This is a genomic window from Pyxidicoccus fallax (genome assembly GCF_012933655.1).
GTDB lineage: Bacteria > Myxococcota > Myxococcia > Myxococcales > Myxococcaceae > Myxococcus > Myxococcus fallax.
Genome location: NZ_JABBJJ010000301.1, coordinates 1 through 15,572 on the forward strand (window position 1 = coordinate 1; position 15,572 = coordinate 15,572).

General features: G+C 68.3%; 11 protein-coding genes and 1 pseudogene. 2 read left to right on the forward strand and 10 right to left on the reverse strand.

Features of this window, described 5'->3' with window-relative positions; translation table 11 throughout:
- Window positions 1-568 precede the first annotated feature (568 nt).
- The 8 genes and pseudogenes from HG543_RS40915 to HG543_RS40950 form a co-directional block, all read right to left on the reverse strand.
- The gene (locus HG543_RS40915; protein ID WP_169350362.1) at window positions 569-1,471 is read right to left on the reverse strand and encodes a hypothetical protein; all 903 of its coding nucleotides are present in this window, start codon (window positions 1,469-1,471) and stop codon (window positions 569-571) included.
- Between the two features lie 249 nt (window positions 1,472-1,720).
- The gene (locus HG543_RS40920; protein WP_169350363.1) at window positions 1,721-1,924 is read right to left on the reverse strand and encodes a hypothetical protein; all 204 of its coding nucleotides are present in this window, start codon (window positions 1,922-1,924) and stop codon (window positions 1,721-1,723) included.
- A 196-nt stretch (window positions 1,925-2,120) separates the two neighbouring features.
- Window positions 2,121-2,198 (reverse strand): annotated as a pseudogene (locus HG543_RS57070) (hypothetical protein); the annotation flags it as partial.
- A gap of 130 nt (window positions 2,199-2,328) precedes the next feature.
- Complete coding sequence (locus tag HG543_RS40930) at window positions 2,329-3,405, reverse strand: hypothetical protein (protein WP_169350364.1); 1,077 nt, start codon at window positions 3,403-3,405, stop codon at window positions 2,329-2,331.
- A gap of 130 nt (window positions 3,406-3,535) precedes the next feature.
- Complete coding sequence (locus tag HG543_RS40935; protein ID WP_169350365.1) at window positions 3,536-4,099, reverse strand: hypothetical protein; 564 nt, start codon at window positions 4,097-4,099, stop codon at window positions 3,536-3,538.
- 213 nt (window positions 4,100-4,312) lie between these two features.
- Window positions 4,313-4,960 carry a hypothetical protein gene (locus HG543_RS40940; RefSeq protein WP_343073567.1) on the reverse strand — a complete coding sequence of 216 codons (648 nt, stop codon included), beginning with the start codon at window positions 4,958-4,960 and terminating at the stop codon, window positions 4,313-4,315.
- 583 nt (window positions 4,961-5,543) lie between these two features.
- Window positions 5,544-8,006: an arylsulfatase gene (locus HG543_RS40945; RefSeq protein ID WP_169350366.1), complete on the reverse strand. Its 2,463-nt coding sequence runs from the start codon at window positions 8,004-8,006 to the stop codon at window positions 5,544-5,546.
- A gap of 138 nt (window positions 8,007-8,144) precedes the next feature.
- Entirely contained in the window at window positions 8,145-9,548 is a 1,404-nt protein-coding gene (locus tag HG543_RS40950; protein ID WP_169350367.1) for an RCC1 domain-containing protein, read from the reverse strand.
- Between the two features lie 245 nt (window positions 9,549-9,793).
- On the opposite strand from HG543_RS40950, the gene HG543_RS40955 reads away from it, so the two are divergent.
- Window positions 9,794-10,642 carry an endonuclease/exonuclease/phosphatase family protein gene (locus HG543_RS40955; protein ID WP_169350368.1) on the forward strand — a complete coding sequence of 283 codons (849 nt, stop codon included), beginning with the start codon at window positions 9,794-9,796 and terminating at the stop codon, window positions 10,640-10,642.
- Window positions 10,643-10,685: 43 nt separating this feature from the next.
- On the opposite strand, the gene HG543_RS40960 is transcribed toward HG543_RS40955, so the two are convergent.
- Both HG543_RS40960 and HG543_RS40965 read right to left on the reverse strand, forming a co-directional pair.
- On the reverse strand, window positions 10,686-13,163 hold the full coding sequence (locus tag HG543_RS40960) for a TIGR02996 domain-containing protein (protein ID WP_169350369.1): 2,478 nt from the start codon (window positions 13,161-13,163) through the stop codon (window positions 10,686-10,688).
- A 432-nt stretch (window positions 13,164-13,595) separates the two neighbouring features.
- Window positions 13,596-14,303, reverse strand: a complete 708-nt coding sequence (locus HG543_RS40965; RefSeq protein WP_169350370.1) for a hypothetical protein — start codon at window positions 14,301-14,303, stop codon at window positions 13,596-13,598.
- A gap of 602 nt (window positions 14,304-14,905) precedes the next feature.
- Here HG543_RS40965 and HG543_RS40970 point away from each other — a divergent pair.
- A partial coding sequence (locus HG543_RS40970) for a fibronectin type III domain-containing protein (RefSeq protein WP_169350371.1) occupies window positions 14,906-15,572 on the forward strand: 667 nt, incomplete at its 3' end.

Sequence of the window (15,572 nt, forward strand, 5' to 3'; positions counted from 1 at the left end):
CCCTCCCCCTCAACAGGGCCCCCATCCCGCCTATACGCGAGGGACGACGTCGCCGACAGGGGCCGTGTGTGGTGGGACAGGGCCGGCCGTGAACCGGGCCGCCAGCGGAGCGAGCGAAACGAACGCACGCCTCGGCCTCTGTCCTCGCGCGGGCCCACCAGGGAGGAGGGGCCTCTCTCTGCCGAGACGGGCTCGGCCCCTCTCGTGGATTCAGAGGCCATGCGAGCGCTCCTGCTGCGATGCGCATCTCCGCTCGGCGCGGAGTGTGTCGCACCCAGGTACAACGTTCGGCCGGCAGGAGGAAACGGCCAGTGCGCGACGCTCGAAAGCATGCGCGGTGCATGTGGGGCGCAACAGGTGCTTCCCGTTGCCGGGTATCGGCACCCGGCGACGCTCCGGGGCAAGGCCGTCCACCAGGCATTCATGGGGAGAAGCCCCCATTCATGAGCCGAGAAGGTCTCGGCCGCACGGACTCGGGGCTGGCGCTGAGACATGCAACAGGTGCCCCGCGTGTCTCTTCACGCGGGACACCCGTTGCTCCGTACTCTCTACGAGCCGGGAGGAGCCGTCACTGGAGGAGGTAGGCGACCGTGCCGCTGCAAGCGCCGCTACTGTAGCAGCCGGAGCGCAGCACGTAGGTCCCACTGACCGAGACGTAGTAGGTGAAGTTCGACAACGCGCCGCAGCTACCACCCGCATCGTCGCTGAAGGTCACCTGCACGCCGCTGGGGTTGTAGAAGCGCAGATAGGTGTCGCCGCTGCCCGAGGCGCCACTCAGGCCGCAGGTGCCCAGGGTGATGGTCTGGCCCGCGCTGAGATTGACGTAGAGATCCGTGGTGTTGACCGTGGCGCTGTTGGTGGCGCTGGCGCTGTAGGAGAACAGCGCCCCGCCAATGCTGTAGCCCACCGTGCCGTTGCAGGCGCCGCTGCCGAAGCAGCCCGCGCGCAGCAGATAGGTCCCGGTGGTCGGAGCGACGTAGCTGAGGTTCGACAGCACGCCGCCGCAGGCATCATCGCTGATGGCCACCTCCACCCCGCTGGGATTGTAGAAACGCAGGTAGGTGTCGCCGCTGCCCGAGGCGCCGCTCACGCCGCAGGTGCCCACGGTGAGGGTTTCGCCAGCGCGGAGGTTGAAGTACACGTTCGCGGTGTTGACCGTGGCGCTGTTGGTGGCGCTGGTGCTGTAGGAGCCGGCGACCAGCGAGGTCTGGCCGCCTGGCGACTCGGAGCGCACGCGGAGATCAACGGCATCCTTCTCCATGCTGGCGGGAGCCAGTTCCAGGGGACGCGTCTCGCCCGAGTCGAACGGCTTGGGCGAGGACAGCGGCATGGTGTCGACGGAGGTCCCTTCAGGGGTGGTCGGCCGGGTTTCTCCGGACAGTTCTTCCGCGGCCGGGCCGCCGCAGGCGAACAGGGTGAACGCCGTGAACAGACCCAGCAGTCGCGAGGATACGGTTTCGAAGCGATGCATGTGCCTTCCTTTGTTTGAGGTTGGCGTGAGAAGCCAGAATGGTTCCCACCCGCCCCAAATCAGAAGAGCCGGCGCATTGGAAAATGATGCAGAAAATCTGCGGACTAAGGGCTTCCCACATGAAGCAGGGGGTCGTATGCCATTGGCTCGGTGATTCGCAGGGCACAGCGGCGACCGCTGCTGGCGCGCCGCGTTCCCTCCCGGCTCCCGAGAAGCTCTGCTCGGGAGCCGGTTGGAGTGGACCGGGCGCTACTCGAAGCTGTCCTTGTTGCGCTTCTCCCGGAGGGAGTCGGTCACTCCATTCACCGCCCCCGACAGCCCCTTCCTCGAAGGGGGCTGCTCCGGGGTGGTGGTGTTGGGGGCCGAGCCAATGCCGCTGGTGGCTGGCTCCTCCTTGCGGCTGACTTCCGACTGGGGCTTGGGGAGGCGGACGTTGTTGCTGATTCCCGGCATGGCGATCTCCTCGTATGTGTGGATCCCCGTCCACCCTCGGGTGGGCGGGGATTTCGGACTTCAAAAAGGAGAGGGGTGAAGGCGAAAAGCCGTCCCAGGAATTTCCAAGCGCCATGTCGGAGCACGAAAGGCGGCAAAGGAAGCGCTGGGCGCCCGCCTTCTGCGAGCGCCCAGCCTGACATCAGTTACCCAGCCCCTACACTTGCACTGGCGTACTGCGGTTGGCGAGGGTCCCATCCCCGAGCTCGCCGTTGCCGTTGCTGCCCCAGGCCCAGACAGTCCCGTCCGTCTTCTACTGCCAGCGTGTCGGCTTCGGCGCGTGGCTCCCCGAGTACCTGCGAGGCAGGTTCGACCTGTGGACGCTGCTCCTCATGGAGAAGCCCCGGGCGCCCGGGGTCGCCGCGTCAGCCCCCGCTGCGCGCGGGTGTCAGCTCGGAAGCGAACGTCCAGCCCTTTGGACCGCGCAGCATGAGCTGGTCACAAAACCGGCGGCTCGCCTTGTTGCGCTGGATATGCGCGTCCGCGCACACCTCGCCGAGCACGAGGTCGGCCGGGGTCACCCTCCCGCGCGGGCCCCTGTAGTCCCGCAGTGCCGCCTCGTAGGCGATCTGCAGCCGCAGGCGGAGGAGCTCGGGCATGGGGGCCAGCGGAGGCTCCCGGTCATCGGGCTGGAAGCCCACGAAGGAGTCGAGTCCTGGAGGCAGTGAGAGCAGCACCGCCCGGTGGCTGTCGAGGAAGCGGTGCAGCAGGCGCATCCGCTCCCGCTGCACGCCCTCCAGGACGAGCGGATTGGCGGTGGTGCGTGCGTGCTCGTACAGGCTCGAGGCGCGTGACAGGTCCCCGCCATCATAGGCCTGCTTGAACGCGTCCACCTGCTGGAGCGACGCGCGCGCCGCGACGGGAGCACGCGAGTAGGAGGAGAACACCTCCAGCGCGGGCTTCAGCTCGTCCTGCTTCACGTAGACAAGCCGCGCCTCGAGCCGCTTCGCCTCCGCCGGCCACTGCTCCGGCGCGCGGACCTCATGCGTGTCCAGTCGGGGGGCGTCGGGCGTGAGGATGCCGCCGGCCCCGCACCGCCGGATGGGGAAGCCCTCGCACCGGTCCTCCGTGGGCGCCGGCCCTCCACCACACGCCGCCCGGGCGCAGGTCTCGAAGGCGCTCCGGGGCAGCGTGCCGCGCACCTCCACGTCCAGCGTCCGGTCGCGGGCACGCCACGTCACGCTCGTGAGCGTCCCACCCCACTTCGCCATCGGGCTCTTGGCGAAGAGGCCGCGCGCGGACTCGAGGTCCGCGTAGGGAACGAAGACGCGCAGCCCGTCGAGGACGTCGTGCGGCACCAGGCGCACGTCGCGCAGCTGGACGACGACGTCCACGCGCTCGGCGCCCAGCTCCACGGAGATGTCCCCCTCGCGTGGCGTGATGAAGCACCCCGTCGAGAACAGCGAGAGCAGTGCCCACCACCCGATGACCCACCGACGCATCCACTTCCTCCCGCAGCCACCGGAACCCTGGGGCTCCTCCCCATTCCTATCAGGCTGTTGAAGAAACCTGCATGGGAGCCTGGGAGACCGTGGAGTGACGACTGCTGGAGGCCGAGGACGTCAGCGGAACTCAGGAGCGCCAGCCGTCGCGCCGGTCCTTCCGGTCCTCGCGCAGCTCCTGGCGGTCCGCGCGCAGCTCCTGCTTGCCGAGCCGTACCAGCTCCACGATGAGCGCGCGCTTGCGGTTGAGCTGCGCCTGGGAGCGCACACCCATGAGGGAGTTCAGCTCGCGCGCGGCGCTCCTGCGAGCCGCCAGCGAGGCCGCCTCGGCGCGGGCGTCACGGACATCATCCCGGTTCTCCGCGCGGCTCTCACCCCACTCCCTGCGCGCCTCGGCGCGGGCCTGGGCGGTTTCCACGCGGCTCTCGGCCAGCTCCGCGCGCAGCAGCTCGCGCAGCCGGTGGTCCACGGAAGCCAGCTCGGCGGCGTTGTTCCTGCGGGCGCGCGCCGCATCGAAGCGGGCCAGCACGCGCTCCAGCTCGGCCACGTCCATCCGGTCATTCGAACGCTGGGTGACGCCCTGGCGCACTTCGTGGCCGTTCGGCGTGCTGGCCCGGTGGGACTGGGCGTGCGCGGAACCGGCGAACAGCAGCGAGGCGACGAGGGCAGACGAGAGAACCTTCAGCGTCTTCATGGTGGCGACTCCCGTGGGGGGCTGCATTGCTGCGTACAACCCTTCTGACGGGAGGGGCCGGATTTGATTCAACGCCCACTCTCGAAGCTTCAGGGGGGGCGTACTTCGAGCGCAACCCAACAGCCAGGTGAGTCGCTGAGGGTGCGTGACGACGAGGAGGGACGCTGGCCGTGCCCCTGGGGCAAGGCCAGCGCCAGACGCGGCCCCTGTCGTTCAGGCAATGAGGTTCACCGTGTAGGTGCCCGCGCTCATATTCACCTGGCGCATCCCGAGGTAGCGGTCACCGATTCGCTGGTTCCACAGACAGGAGTTGAACGGGGAGGTCTGTGGCGCGTGGATGAACTGGGAGTCCCCGGCCCAGAATGCGCCGTTGTCGGCCTCGGCGAAGTAGTAGGCCACCGAGTGCGTCGTGTTGAGGAGGTACACCGACTGGTTGTGGTCGATGCTCCACCAGCCCCGCGTCCCCCACACGCCCCAGGCGGCGCAGTTGGCCGGGTCGTAGAACGAGATGCAGATCCGGATTCGAGGGCCGTAGCTGTTGCGGAAGTGCAGCTGGTAGGTCGCCAGGTCAGCTTCGGTGCCGACGACGGGCCCTGGAGACAGCTGGGAGGGGTCGCTGGCTCGGAGTGCTCGGACGAGTCCCGGGGATTCGTTCACCCCCTGGCCTTCGAAGAGCGCCCCCCGTGGGTTGGAAGAGAGTACGGCCTCGCGGGAGGGACTCTCACCGAAGAGGTTGCCATTCGCAGCCACGCCGAGCTCGGCGGCCCTCGCGGTGAAGATGCTGCTGGTTCCCAGGCCCAGCAGTGTGCCTGTTCGAAGGAACCATCGTCTGTTCATCGGGGTGGGGTTGGATGGGCTCACAACAGTCCTCCTTTGGGGTGCAATGAATTGCGTCCCACGAACTCCTCGTTCCCGCCAATGACACACGCCTCGGTTCTGCACGCTACCCGACAGAACAGGCGCGCTCGGACAGGGTCACCTTCATTCTGTGTGTAATTTACGCAGTGGCAATAGAAACACGGAAGCACGAGCGCCAGACACAACCAGGGACACTGGCCTCTGCGCAAGCGCAGCGCTCCGTCTGGCCTGCCGTGTCCGTCCGCGGTACCAGGCCAAACCCTTACGCAATGTCAGAGCGCAGATGTTCCGACTGCCTGGTGCCTCGATGCGCTCAATTGCGGAATGAGGGTCACCCGCTTCGGTGGGGGACTCTCACATCTGCGCTGGCTGCATTCAAACCACAGTGGGTGCCCCGCCCATCGGGCGTGGTGCGGGAATCGAAGCCGCAGACGAGGCGATAGGAAACCCCAAGCAGGACGCGCTGTGCCCCGCTATCGCCTTGCTTTCGCTCGGGTTCGTCATTCCACCCCGTCCCAGGCCGTTCCCCAGTCTTCCGCCTCGAACCTCGCTGGAGAAGGCGTCTGCGCCTCTGGGGTGCCCCGGCTCACTGCCGGGCCATCGCCTGGGTGACCTGGGCCTCCGTGTGGCGTGCGGGCTCCAGCGCCGCCTCCGGGTGCAGGTCCACGGTGACTTCGACGACCTTGCCCGTGAAGGCCGCGAGCGGCTCATACTCGTCGGTCACGGGCGCTCCCTTGTCGCAGCCGACGTCGAACGTCTCGTCGAGGCTGTACATGAACGCCATCGTCTGCGGAATCCTGCCCTCGGCGACCTGCTTGCCGTCCACCGAGAGGCGGCCCATGCCTCCGGCGCCGTAGATGACGGGCTTGCCCGTGTCGGTTCGATGCTCGGGCTGGATTTCGAACTCGAAGCGGAGCGTGTGGCGGCCCGGACCGAGCTTCTGCGGCGCGCGGATGTACGTGTACTCGACGGCGGCGAAGTTGTAGCAGAACGTGGGGACGCCGCCTCGCAGGTAGAGGGACCACCCGGCGGTGTCTCCGCCCATCACGACGATGGGCCCTTCGGCTCCCTGCTCGGGGATTTCAATCTCGGCGGTCATGGCCCACGAGCGGTTCTTCGTGTCGGGCGCCGCGGCCTCGGGAATCCGCACCGCCCCCGGCCCGAACGCGAACCGCGTCCGTTTCTGGGCCAGCCCGGCCCGGCCCAGCAGGCGCTCTTGGAACCGGTCATCGAGCGGGAGCACGTTGTAGCGGCCTGCCTCGGCCCACCACAGGCCGACCAGGTGAATCATCCGCTTCACGGCCGGGTCGTCCGGCTTCGACAGGTCCTTGCGCGCCATGAGGTCGTGGCACTCGGTCGGGTCCGCCTCGAGGTCGTAGACCTCCCAGCGGTCCTCGTCGAAGGACCAGGCCGCACGGTTCTCCCACGGCTTGCGGCCGTGGTAGGTGACGGCCTTCCACTTCCCGTCGACGATGGCGCGGTTGCCCAGCATCTCGAAGTATTGCGTCGGGTGGTGGGTGGGCGCGTCCGCGTCGTCGAACGAGTAGTTCATCGGCACGCCTTCCATCGGCGCCTGGGGGACGGAGTTGACGACGGCGGGCGCCTCAATCCCGGCGGCCTTCAGGATGGTGGGGACGATGTCGATGACGTGATGGAACTGGGTCCGGATTTCGCCTCGGGCCTGGATGCCCTTCGGCCAGTGCACCACGAGGGGATTCCGCGTCCCGCCGAAGTGCGTGTACTGCTTGCAGAGCTTGAACGGCGCGTTCATCGCCAGCGCCCACCCCACCGGGAAGTGGTTGTACGAGCCCGGCTGCCCGAGCTTGTCGATGCGCTGGAGGTTCCGCTCCAGGGTCTCGACCCGCTCGGGGCGCTCCGTGCCGAACGCGCCCTCGTTGAAGAGGCCCGAGAGCGTGCCCTCGCCGGAGCAGCCGTTGTCGCCGATGAACACGAAGAGCAACGTGTTGTCGAGCTGGCCCGTCCGCTCCAGGTACTCGACGACGCGCCCAATCTGCGCGTCCGCGTGTGACAGGTAGGCGGCGTAGACCTCGGCCATCCGCGCGAAGAGCCGCTTCTGGTCGTCCGACAGGTCATCCCATCGTGGGACGCCTTCGAGCATGGGCGCCAGCTCGGCGTTGGCCGGAACGACGCCCAGCTTCTTCTGCCGCGCCAGCACCTGCTCGCGGTAGCGGTCCCACCCCATGTCGAACTTGCCACGGTACTTCTCGATCCACTGTGGCCACACGTGGTGGGGGGCGTGGCAGGCGCCGAACGCGAGGTAGGTGAGCCACGGCTTCTCGGGCGTCAACGACGCGTGGTTCGAGATGAAGTCAACCGTCTTGTCGGCGAGGTCCTCTGACAGGTGGTAGCCCTCTTGCGGCAGGCGCGGTGGGTCGATGGCCTCGCGCCCCGCGTAGAGCTTCGGGTACCACTGGTTGTTGTCACCCGCCATGAAGCCGTAGAAGCGGTCGAACCCGAAGAGCGGCCCGTCGGGCCACCGGTCGAACGGGCCGGAGGGGCCGGTCTCCTCCGATGGCGTGTTGTGCCACTTGCCGAGCGCGAACGACGCGTAGCCGTGCTGGTGCAGCATCGCGCCAATGGCAGCCTTGTCGGGTTTCTGACGCGCGTCGTAGCCAGGAAAGCCGGTCGCGAGCTCGGTGATGTTGGCCATGCCTACCGAGTGGTGGTTGCGTCCCGTCAGGAGGCACGCGCGCGTCGGTGAGCAGAGGGCCGTCGTGTGGAAGTTGGTGTACCGGAGACCGTTGCCGGCAAGCCGCGTGATGTTCGGCGTCTCGACCAGACCGCCGAACGTGTCACACGCCCCGAAACCGACGTCGTCGAGGACGATGTACAGGATGTTCGGCGCTCCCCGCGGCGCTTCGGGAGGCACGGGGAAGGCCGGCTCGGACTCCTCCCACGTCCTGCCAATACGGCCGGGGAAACGCTCCCCTTCATGGTACGTCTTCATTCCACCGGCGGCCGCCGCCGACGGCCCGTCGCCGCCCAGCTGCTCCTCGGGCTTTTTCCCCTTGCCACCCTTACGCGCCATGCCGGATTCCCCTCCACGCTCCAGAAAAGGTTGAGGGCACGGAACTCCCCTGCAACCGGCCCTTCTGTCGCAGGCAATGTGCGTTCAGGGCGTCCGTTACCGGCCGTGCCAGACGTACGCTCTTTTTCCTGAGCACGGCTACCAGCGCGGAGACACCGGCGTGAGCCGGCGCTGGGTGGTGCCGTCGCCCACCTGTCCCAGGTCGTTGTTCCCCCAGCAGCGCACGGTGCCGTCCGCCAGCCGCGCGCACGCGTGGCGCTCGCCCCCGACGATGGGGCCGGTGGAGCTCAGCCCCGACACCGCCGTGGGCGTGAGCCGGTTGGTCGTGGTGCCGTCGCCCAGTTGGCCGAAGGAGTTGTAGCCCCAGCAGCGTCCGGTGCGGTTGACGAGGGCCGCGCAGGTGAAGCCGTCCTGCGCGCTCAGCGAATCGACGCCGGTCAGGCCCGACACGGCGGTGGGGGTCAAGCGGGTGCTGGTGGTGCCGTCGCCCAGCTGGCCGTACTCGTTGCGGCCCCAGCAGCGCGCCGTCCCATCCGCGAGCGCGGCGCAGGTGTGCCGCGCGCCCGCGGCGATGGCCACGGCGCCGCTCAGCCCCGAGACCGCGACGGGCGTCAGCCGCTGCGTCTGGGTGCCATCGCCCAGCTGCCCGTGCAGGTTGGCGCCCCAGCAGCTCACCGTCCCATCGTTGAGCAGCGCGCAGGTGTGGCCAGCGCCGGTGCTCAACTGGGCCACTCCGCTCAGGCCGGAGACGGTGACAGGGGTGTTCCGGTTCGTCGTCGACCCGTCGCCGAGCTGGCCCGTGGCGTTGTAGCCCCAGCAGCGCACGGTGCTGTCGATGGCTATCGCGCAAGTGTGCAGGTTGCCGGCCCCGCCCTGGCTGAGACCCAGGGCCTTGAGCCCCGACACCGTCACGGGGCGCAGCCGCTGGGTGGAGGTCCCGTCGCCCAGCTCCCCCCGGGCGTTGTTGCCCCAGCAGCGCACCGCGCCGTCGCGCAGGAGGGCACAGCTGTGGTCCTGCGCCGCGGTGACGTCGATGACGTCCGCCAGGTCCAGCACCTGGACGGGCCGGGTGCGGAAGGTGGTGGTCCCGTCCCCGAGCTGCCCGGTGGGATTGCGCCCCCAGCAGCGCACGGTGCCGTCGTCCATCTGCGCGCAGGTGTGGAGCCCGGCGGCGCTCAGCTTCCAGACACCGTCACAGCCAGACGGCGTGCAGGCCAGGTCGCCGCACGCGTTACCGCACACGCCGCAGTTCTCCGCCGTCCTCACGCTCGTGCAGACGCCGTCGCCGCAGTCCGCCTCTCCTGCCGGGCACGAGACGCCCGCGTCTGCTCCGTGGGTGCCCGCATCTCCCGTGCCCGCGTCGCGAGGGGTACCGGCATCCCCCGTGCCCGCGTCGCGGGGGGTGCCGGCATCGGTCCGAGTGCCGCCATCGGTCTCGGTCCCAGCGTCTCCGGCCAGGTCGTCGTCCTCAACGGAAGGTCCAGGACACCCCAGGGACAGGGTCAGCACGGCGAACACGGCCACGGGCAGCGAACTCCTCATCACGATGTCTCCAGGGAAGGCGCAAGTGCCTACGGTAGCCCAGGACCCACGATTCTCGATGCGGGGCCAGGCGCCAGACCGCGGCCATTTCGGGTCCCTCAAGTCCCCATTCCGCCAGGAGTCTGTGCTTCTTCAGCGGGGAATCCCGCCGGGGCCCTTGCCAGCCGGGTAGAATCGCGGCCTCTATGGCGACTCACGGTCATCGACATCTCCCACTCGTTCTTTCTCTCACGCTGATTGCCCCGGTGGCGCTCTGGGGCTGCAGCGAGCCCACGGACCCCCCCGTCTCTCCGGACGCCGGCTCCCCTCCCACGGAGCCGGCGAAGGCGACCCTTCACGTCGCCACGTGGAACCTGAAGGACTTCCCCGCGACGTCGGAGGCTCCCGCGCGCGTCGCCGCGGCGATGCAGGCGTTGGATGCGGATGTCATCGCGGTGCAGGAGGTGGCAGACCCCGCGGCGTTCCAGACGCTGGTGAATGCGATGCCCGGGTACCAGGGCGTGCTCGGGACACCGCAGTCGGTCAACCCTCCCATCCGGGTCGGCCTGCTGTGGCGGACCTCCGCCGTCACGCTCGGGACGAGCGAGGAACTGTTCACCGCGTCCCCGCTCTTCCCCCGTCCCGCGCTGAGGGCAGACTTCGGCGTGGCCGGCGTGGGCGCACGCTTTTCGGTGATGACCGTCCACCTCAAGGCGGGCACGACCCAGGCCGACGAACAGCAGCGGATTGATTCTGCTCGCGTGCTCGTGGAGCAGCTGGACGCAATCGAGAACGCTGGCGAGGACGAGGTGCTGCTGCTCGGGGACTTCAACGAAGCCTTCGGAGACCGGCGCGCCGCGGAGTTCTTCGGAATCTTCGAGGGCGATGCCGGGAACACCGTCCTCTCCCGGGCGCTGGAGCAGTCGGGCCAGGTGACGTTCATTCCGGCGAGGATTGTTCTCGACCACATGGTGTCGACGCCGGGCCTGAAAGAGGAGATCGGCACCTCGGCTCCGTCCGTCGTCACCGGGCTCGCGGCGCCGGCCGATGGAGGGACCGCCTTGAGCGATCACCACCCGGTGAGGCTCGAGCTCGTCTTCTCCGAGCAGCGGTGAGCCGAGCGGAGGCTCTCGGCGTTGGCCGAATGTGCCCCTGGGGCTAATCCGCCGCCCGCCCCTCGCTCAGCTCACGGAGGAGCGAGCGGAATTCTTCATCCTGGGGGATGGGGTAGGCGTTCATACCGGCGAGCTCGGGCAGCGCCTCGCCGCCGCGGCCCAGGACCTTCGAGAAGATGGCGCGGGCCTCGTCCCGGCTGCCCCGCAGGAACGCGGCGTAGCCAGCATGGTGCAGCACGGTGAGCCTGTCGGGCTCGAGCGTTGCCGCCGCCTCGAACCTGTCCTTCGCCGAGAGGAGCATCGAAGCCGCTCCCTCCTCGCCCTGCTGGATTCTCCGTTTGGCTTCAGTGAGCTCGCAGAAGCCCGATTTACGGAGTGCTTCGGAGACCGGCCGGCGCAGCGGCGCTCTGGAATCCTGGACCTCCTTCGTGCTCTGGCCATGCCGCCGAAAGAGCATGCCGACAGGGGTGGAAGTGAGTGCCAGTTGCTCGCGCAGCGGAGCTTCGACAGCGTCGCCAAAGTAGCGGACGAGCTCGTCGAAAGAGGCGACCGCCGCCAGAGGCTGGCGCTGACGCGCGAGGATACCGGCCCTTTGAATGAAGGCCTCGGCCACCAGCAGGCACAGGTGCAGGTCGGGGACGGAAGAGCGGTTCTCATTCCTACCCGTCCTGAAGCTGGACGGCGGCCATCCGTCGGGCAAGCCGTAGCCTGCGTTGAAACGGCGGATCAACTCTTCGAAAGAAATGAATGCCTGCTGGGGTCGGCCCTGCTGTGCGAAGGCGACACCCCTTTGAACGAGGGCCTCGGCCACTTGCTGGCGCAGGCTCATGTCCCAGGGGGCGCGGTCGAATTGCCGGAGTACATCGTCAAAGGCCGCAATGGCTTGCGTGTGCTGTTTCTTCTCCAAGAAGGAGCGTCCCAATTCGACGAGCGCCCTGGCCGCATGCTCGGGAGGAAACCCCTGGGAGGCCTGGCCCATCGGGCCACCTGCTTCGCCTGCATCAACTCCCGCCGTGCCATGACAGGCAAGGGGCTCACGGCCGGCCTGCGCGGCATCGTCATCTCGAGCCGGGGGCAGGTCCCACTCGACACGCATGTAGCCGGACGTGGCTTCCTCCAGCCCGCGCACGATGGCCGGAGCGAGGCGGCGCTGGGTGCGGATGCGCAGCCCTCGGATGCTGAAGCCCTTCGCGTAGTGGATGGCCTGCGCCAGCTCCCCCGACGCGCCGGACCGCTCATGCAGCAGCGTGGCCTCGACGGGCACCTCCTCCGAGAGTGTCACCACGAGGGACCAGCCGTCACCGCAGGCCTCGAAGCGCTCCAGGCGCGGGCCCAGCACCGAGTTCGCGTACACGCCCACCTCGAACGGTGTCGCGCGCCGCACCGTCACCGAGGTCAGGTTCGGAAGGGAGGACAGCGAAGCGAACATGTCCTTTTCGGAAAACGGGGCCTCGTCGACTCTCAGCTCGAGACGCCGCACCGGCAGCGGATGCCGGCCCAGCCGCGTCGCGACGGCGGCACTCACCTGCCGCAGCACCGTCACGCGACTCAGGTGTGGGTGCGGCAGCCAGTCCGCCAGCGCTGGCGAGGAGTGCCAGTCCAGGTCCACCTCCCGCACCGTGAGCCAGAATGGCCCGGGGGACGGGCTCTTCGCGGATGGCCACTTCATACGGGCAGCCACGGCAGCCACCGGCAAGCCTCGCTCGAAGCGGGTCTTCCCCGGCTCGACGTAGGGGCCGAGCTGCGCCTCCCACTTCGCGCCGTGCAGCTCCAGCAGCTGCGCGACCCGAGCCTCGTCGGGCCGGGGCTGGCACTGGAGCATGATGAGCTCCCCCAGCGGGTCTTCGTGCTCCAGCAGGTGGTCCGCCAGCACCAGCCGGGCCCCGTCATCGTCCGGATTCGCGCCGATACGGGCGAAGAGCTCCTCGCGCAGCGGCGCGCTCCGGGCCTCACTTTCCTCACGCCGGGTGAGGGCTTTTTCCAGCGCGTCACACAGGGCGGAGGCCTCCGCGCCCAGCACGGGGACCTCCACCTGGGAGATGAGCGTGATGGCGCTGCCGAGCTGCTGCGCATACCCACTGTCGGGAGGCAGGCTCGCGTGCAGCGCGCGGAGCGGCTCGAGGGAGCGCGGGTCCTTCACCAGGATGAGCAGCCTGCAGAGCTGGCGGAAGAGGACCTCGTCATGGGCCTTGGGCAGGGCCGCGAGGGCCAGCAGCGAGGGGGTGAAGCGGGGGTCCGCCCTCAAGATATCGAGGAAGCAGGGCTCCCGGACCATCTCCTCCGCGGAGAGCTGGGCTGACCTGTCCACGATGGACTCGAGCTGGCGCGGCAGGCCGAACCACCGGCCATGGCTCGGCCATGGCCGGTTGGCCAGCTTCGTCAGTCGCTCGGCGAGCACGGCGATGCGCTCGGCCCGCCCCTCGTCCCAGGCCTCCAGCAGCCGCCGGAGGGCCACCTCCTCCTCGGAGCGCTCGAGGGCCTCCAGCGCAAGCCCGAGGAGCCAGGCCACGATGTCACGCATGGCAGGCAGCCTAGCCGGATCCCAGGGGGCACTGTCACTCGGGTGATACGTCCCGCTCGATGTGTGTTGGCGGACACGTCCCATCCAGGTGTCTCGCGATGTCTGGAACCGTCTTTCCCATGCTCTGGCGGTGGAACGCTGGCCGTGGACGGGGCAGACGGCCTCATCCGTGTCGTTGGCGCCCGGGCTCTCCAGGGAAGCCTGTCCGGTGGGGCTTCCCGGGACGCGCGCTCCTCGGACTCCTGGAGGAGCGCCAGGCCTGGTCGACGGCCCCCGACGGCACGAGCACGTTGACCTCGATGTACCCCGCCCATCACGCCTGGCATGGGGCGGTGCTGCTCACCCGGGACGACACGTCGACCCTCTCATTCACCTTGAAAAGGATCGTCTTCAGGCGGCATCACGCGCCGTACAGGGATGGTTCTTGAGCCCTCACCCAGGAGACTCGAACAACTCGGTCAACCCAGTCTCCGACGATGGGGCGTAGGCATAGAGCATGAACTGCGCTCCGGTGTTGTCGATGTTGAAGATGATCTTGCTGTGCCTGCCCTTGTGGACGTGCTCCCCGGTCACGGGATCCCGTGTCGTCTTGCGCCCATTATCATCCACGGTGGTGGCGGATGTGCGGGCGTGGACGGTGCAGCGAAGCCCACGCTTCTCGTACAGCGCCAGCTGGAAGCGCTGGGCATAGGAGCCCATGCCGACGGCCTCGGCCGCCTTGTTTGGGATCTCGTTGGGTTGGACGTTGGGGCCCACCCCTAGCGAGCAGCCTGTCATGTCGATCTTGGTGTCCTGGTTCAACCCCATGTCCAGCAGGAAATCTGCAAAACACGCGGGCCCCATGATGCCGTAGAGATGCAAGCTGCCGTGGCCGCGAGTGATGAGCTTCCTGTCATGGGCTGCCATCAGGCTCGTCATGTACTTCCTGAGCCAGAAGAGGTCGTCACCTTTGCCGACGTAAGGCTTGACGAGGTCGTACCGGAACCCCATGGTCTCAACCCAAGATCCGCCCTTGAAGTGGACCTCGCATTCGTAATTGTCATGTATTCCCACCCGGGTTTTCCGGATTAGCTTCTGCTGATTGTCCCAGATGGCTTTGTCACCCTGTTCTATGAGCACCATGTAGAGTCGAGTAGTCAAGGTTCCCTCTTGTCACTTTCCGGAGCGGTATTGCATGGAGTTGGCGGGTCGGCGCCCGAGTACCGTACCCAGATTGACTCGCCTGAAAGGGATGCACTGTCAGGTGCGCAACCGCTGCAACCCAGATAGGAGCCAGCTTGCCACCCGAACCCTGGCTGAGCTGTGGCGCGCTTCACCCTCCTGGTGTGAACGAGCTCACTTGTCGCGCTTGCCCCTCGTGTGAACCCGTTTACTGAGTGCTCGGAGCTGCTCTCGGTATGGAGGCCGCAGGAGGGTGCGGGCATCCCTGACGGCCCCCGGTGGGGTGCGCGCCATTCTGCAGCATCTCTAGGGTTCAAACCGGTCGGTGTTCCAGTGCGTTGGTCCGATGACAGCGTGCTGAGCTGACGGGAGCGAGGACTGTGCAGTGCGCGGTGCGCATGCGTGTGCACCGCGCTGCACGGGCCACGTGGACGGAGGCATGGTTTCGCCCACCTGGGTGGGGCCTGGGCGCCGCGCCAAAGCGGGCATGTGGGCTGCATTGCGCCGCCCCCCGCACCGGGGCCGGAGCATTCCGCGCCGGCCCCGAGGTGCTGTCTTCTCTCTTTGACAAGAGCACCCCCATGCCTCCGGTAACCCGGGTCCCCCTCTGTGTCCTGCTCGCAGCACTCGCGTGGCTCTTCTCCGGCTGCGGCTCCTCCGAAGACGAGGCCGTGCAGCCTCCTGGCCTCCCCATCGATGTCACCGCCGAGGCGGGCGTGCGCGAGGCGCGCGTCGCGTGGACGGCGCCGGAGCCGAAGCGTGGCGCCCCCGTCCACGCGTACACGGTGCGGGCGAGCCCCGGCGACATCGCGGTGACGGTGCCGGGCAAGGACACCCGGGCCACCGTGCCCGGCCTCGCCAACGGCACGATGTATACCTTCACCGTGCAGGCCTCCAACCCGGTGGGCGAGGGACCGCTGTCCGTGCCCTCGCAGCCCATCACCACGCCGGACCTCCCTGGCGCCGTGGAAATCCTCACCGTCTCCGTCGAGGCCACGCGGGCCACCCTCACCTGGAGGACTCCCGGGTCCGACGGAGGCAGCCCGCTGACCGACAACGTCGTCACCGCGCAGCCAGGCGACGTACAGGTGCGCGTGGCGGGGAACGCGACGACGGCCACGCTCGAAGGGCTGGCGAGCGCGACGCGCTACACATTCACCATCCAAGCCCGGAACGCGGTGGGAGACGGGCCGCGCTCGGACGCATGGGTGACGTCCACGCTCTGTGGCGCGGTCTCCCTCGTGGACT

Coding starts and splice junctions, on each gene's coding strand:
- HG543_RS40950 (WP_169350367.1), bottom strand. CDS start 9,548: ATGAGGAGTTCGCTGCCCGTGGCCGTGTTCGCCGTGCTGACCCTGTCC.
- HG543_RS40960 (WP_169350369.1), bottom strand. CDS start 13,163: ATGCGTGACATCGTGGCCTGGCTCCTCGGGCTTGCGCTGGAGGCCCTC.
- HG543_RS40930 (WP_169350364.1), bottom strand. CDS start 3,405: ATGCGTCGGTGGGTCATCGGGTGGTGGGCACTGCTCTCGCTGTTCTCG.
- HG543_RS40935 (WP_169350365.1), bottom strand. CDS start 4,099: ATGAAGACGCTGAAGGTTCTCTCGTCTGCCCTCGTCGCCTCGCTGCTG.
- HG543_RS40915 (WP_169350362.1), bottom strand. CDS start 1,471: ATGCATCGCTTCGAAACCGTATCCTCGCGACTGCTGGGTCTGTTCACG.
- HG543_RS40945 (WP_169350366.1), bottom strand. CDS start 8,006: ATGGCGCGTAAGGGTGGCAAGGGGAAAAAGCCCGAGGAGCAGCTGGGC.
- HG543_RS40920 (WP_169350363.1), bottom strand. CDS start 1,924: ATGCCGGGAATCAGCAACAACGTCCGCCTCCCCAAGCCCCAGTCGGAA.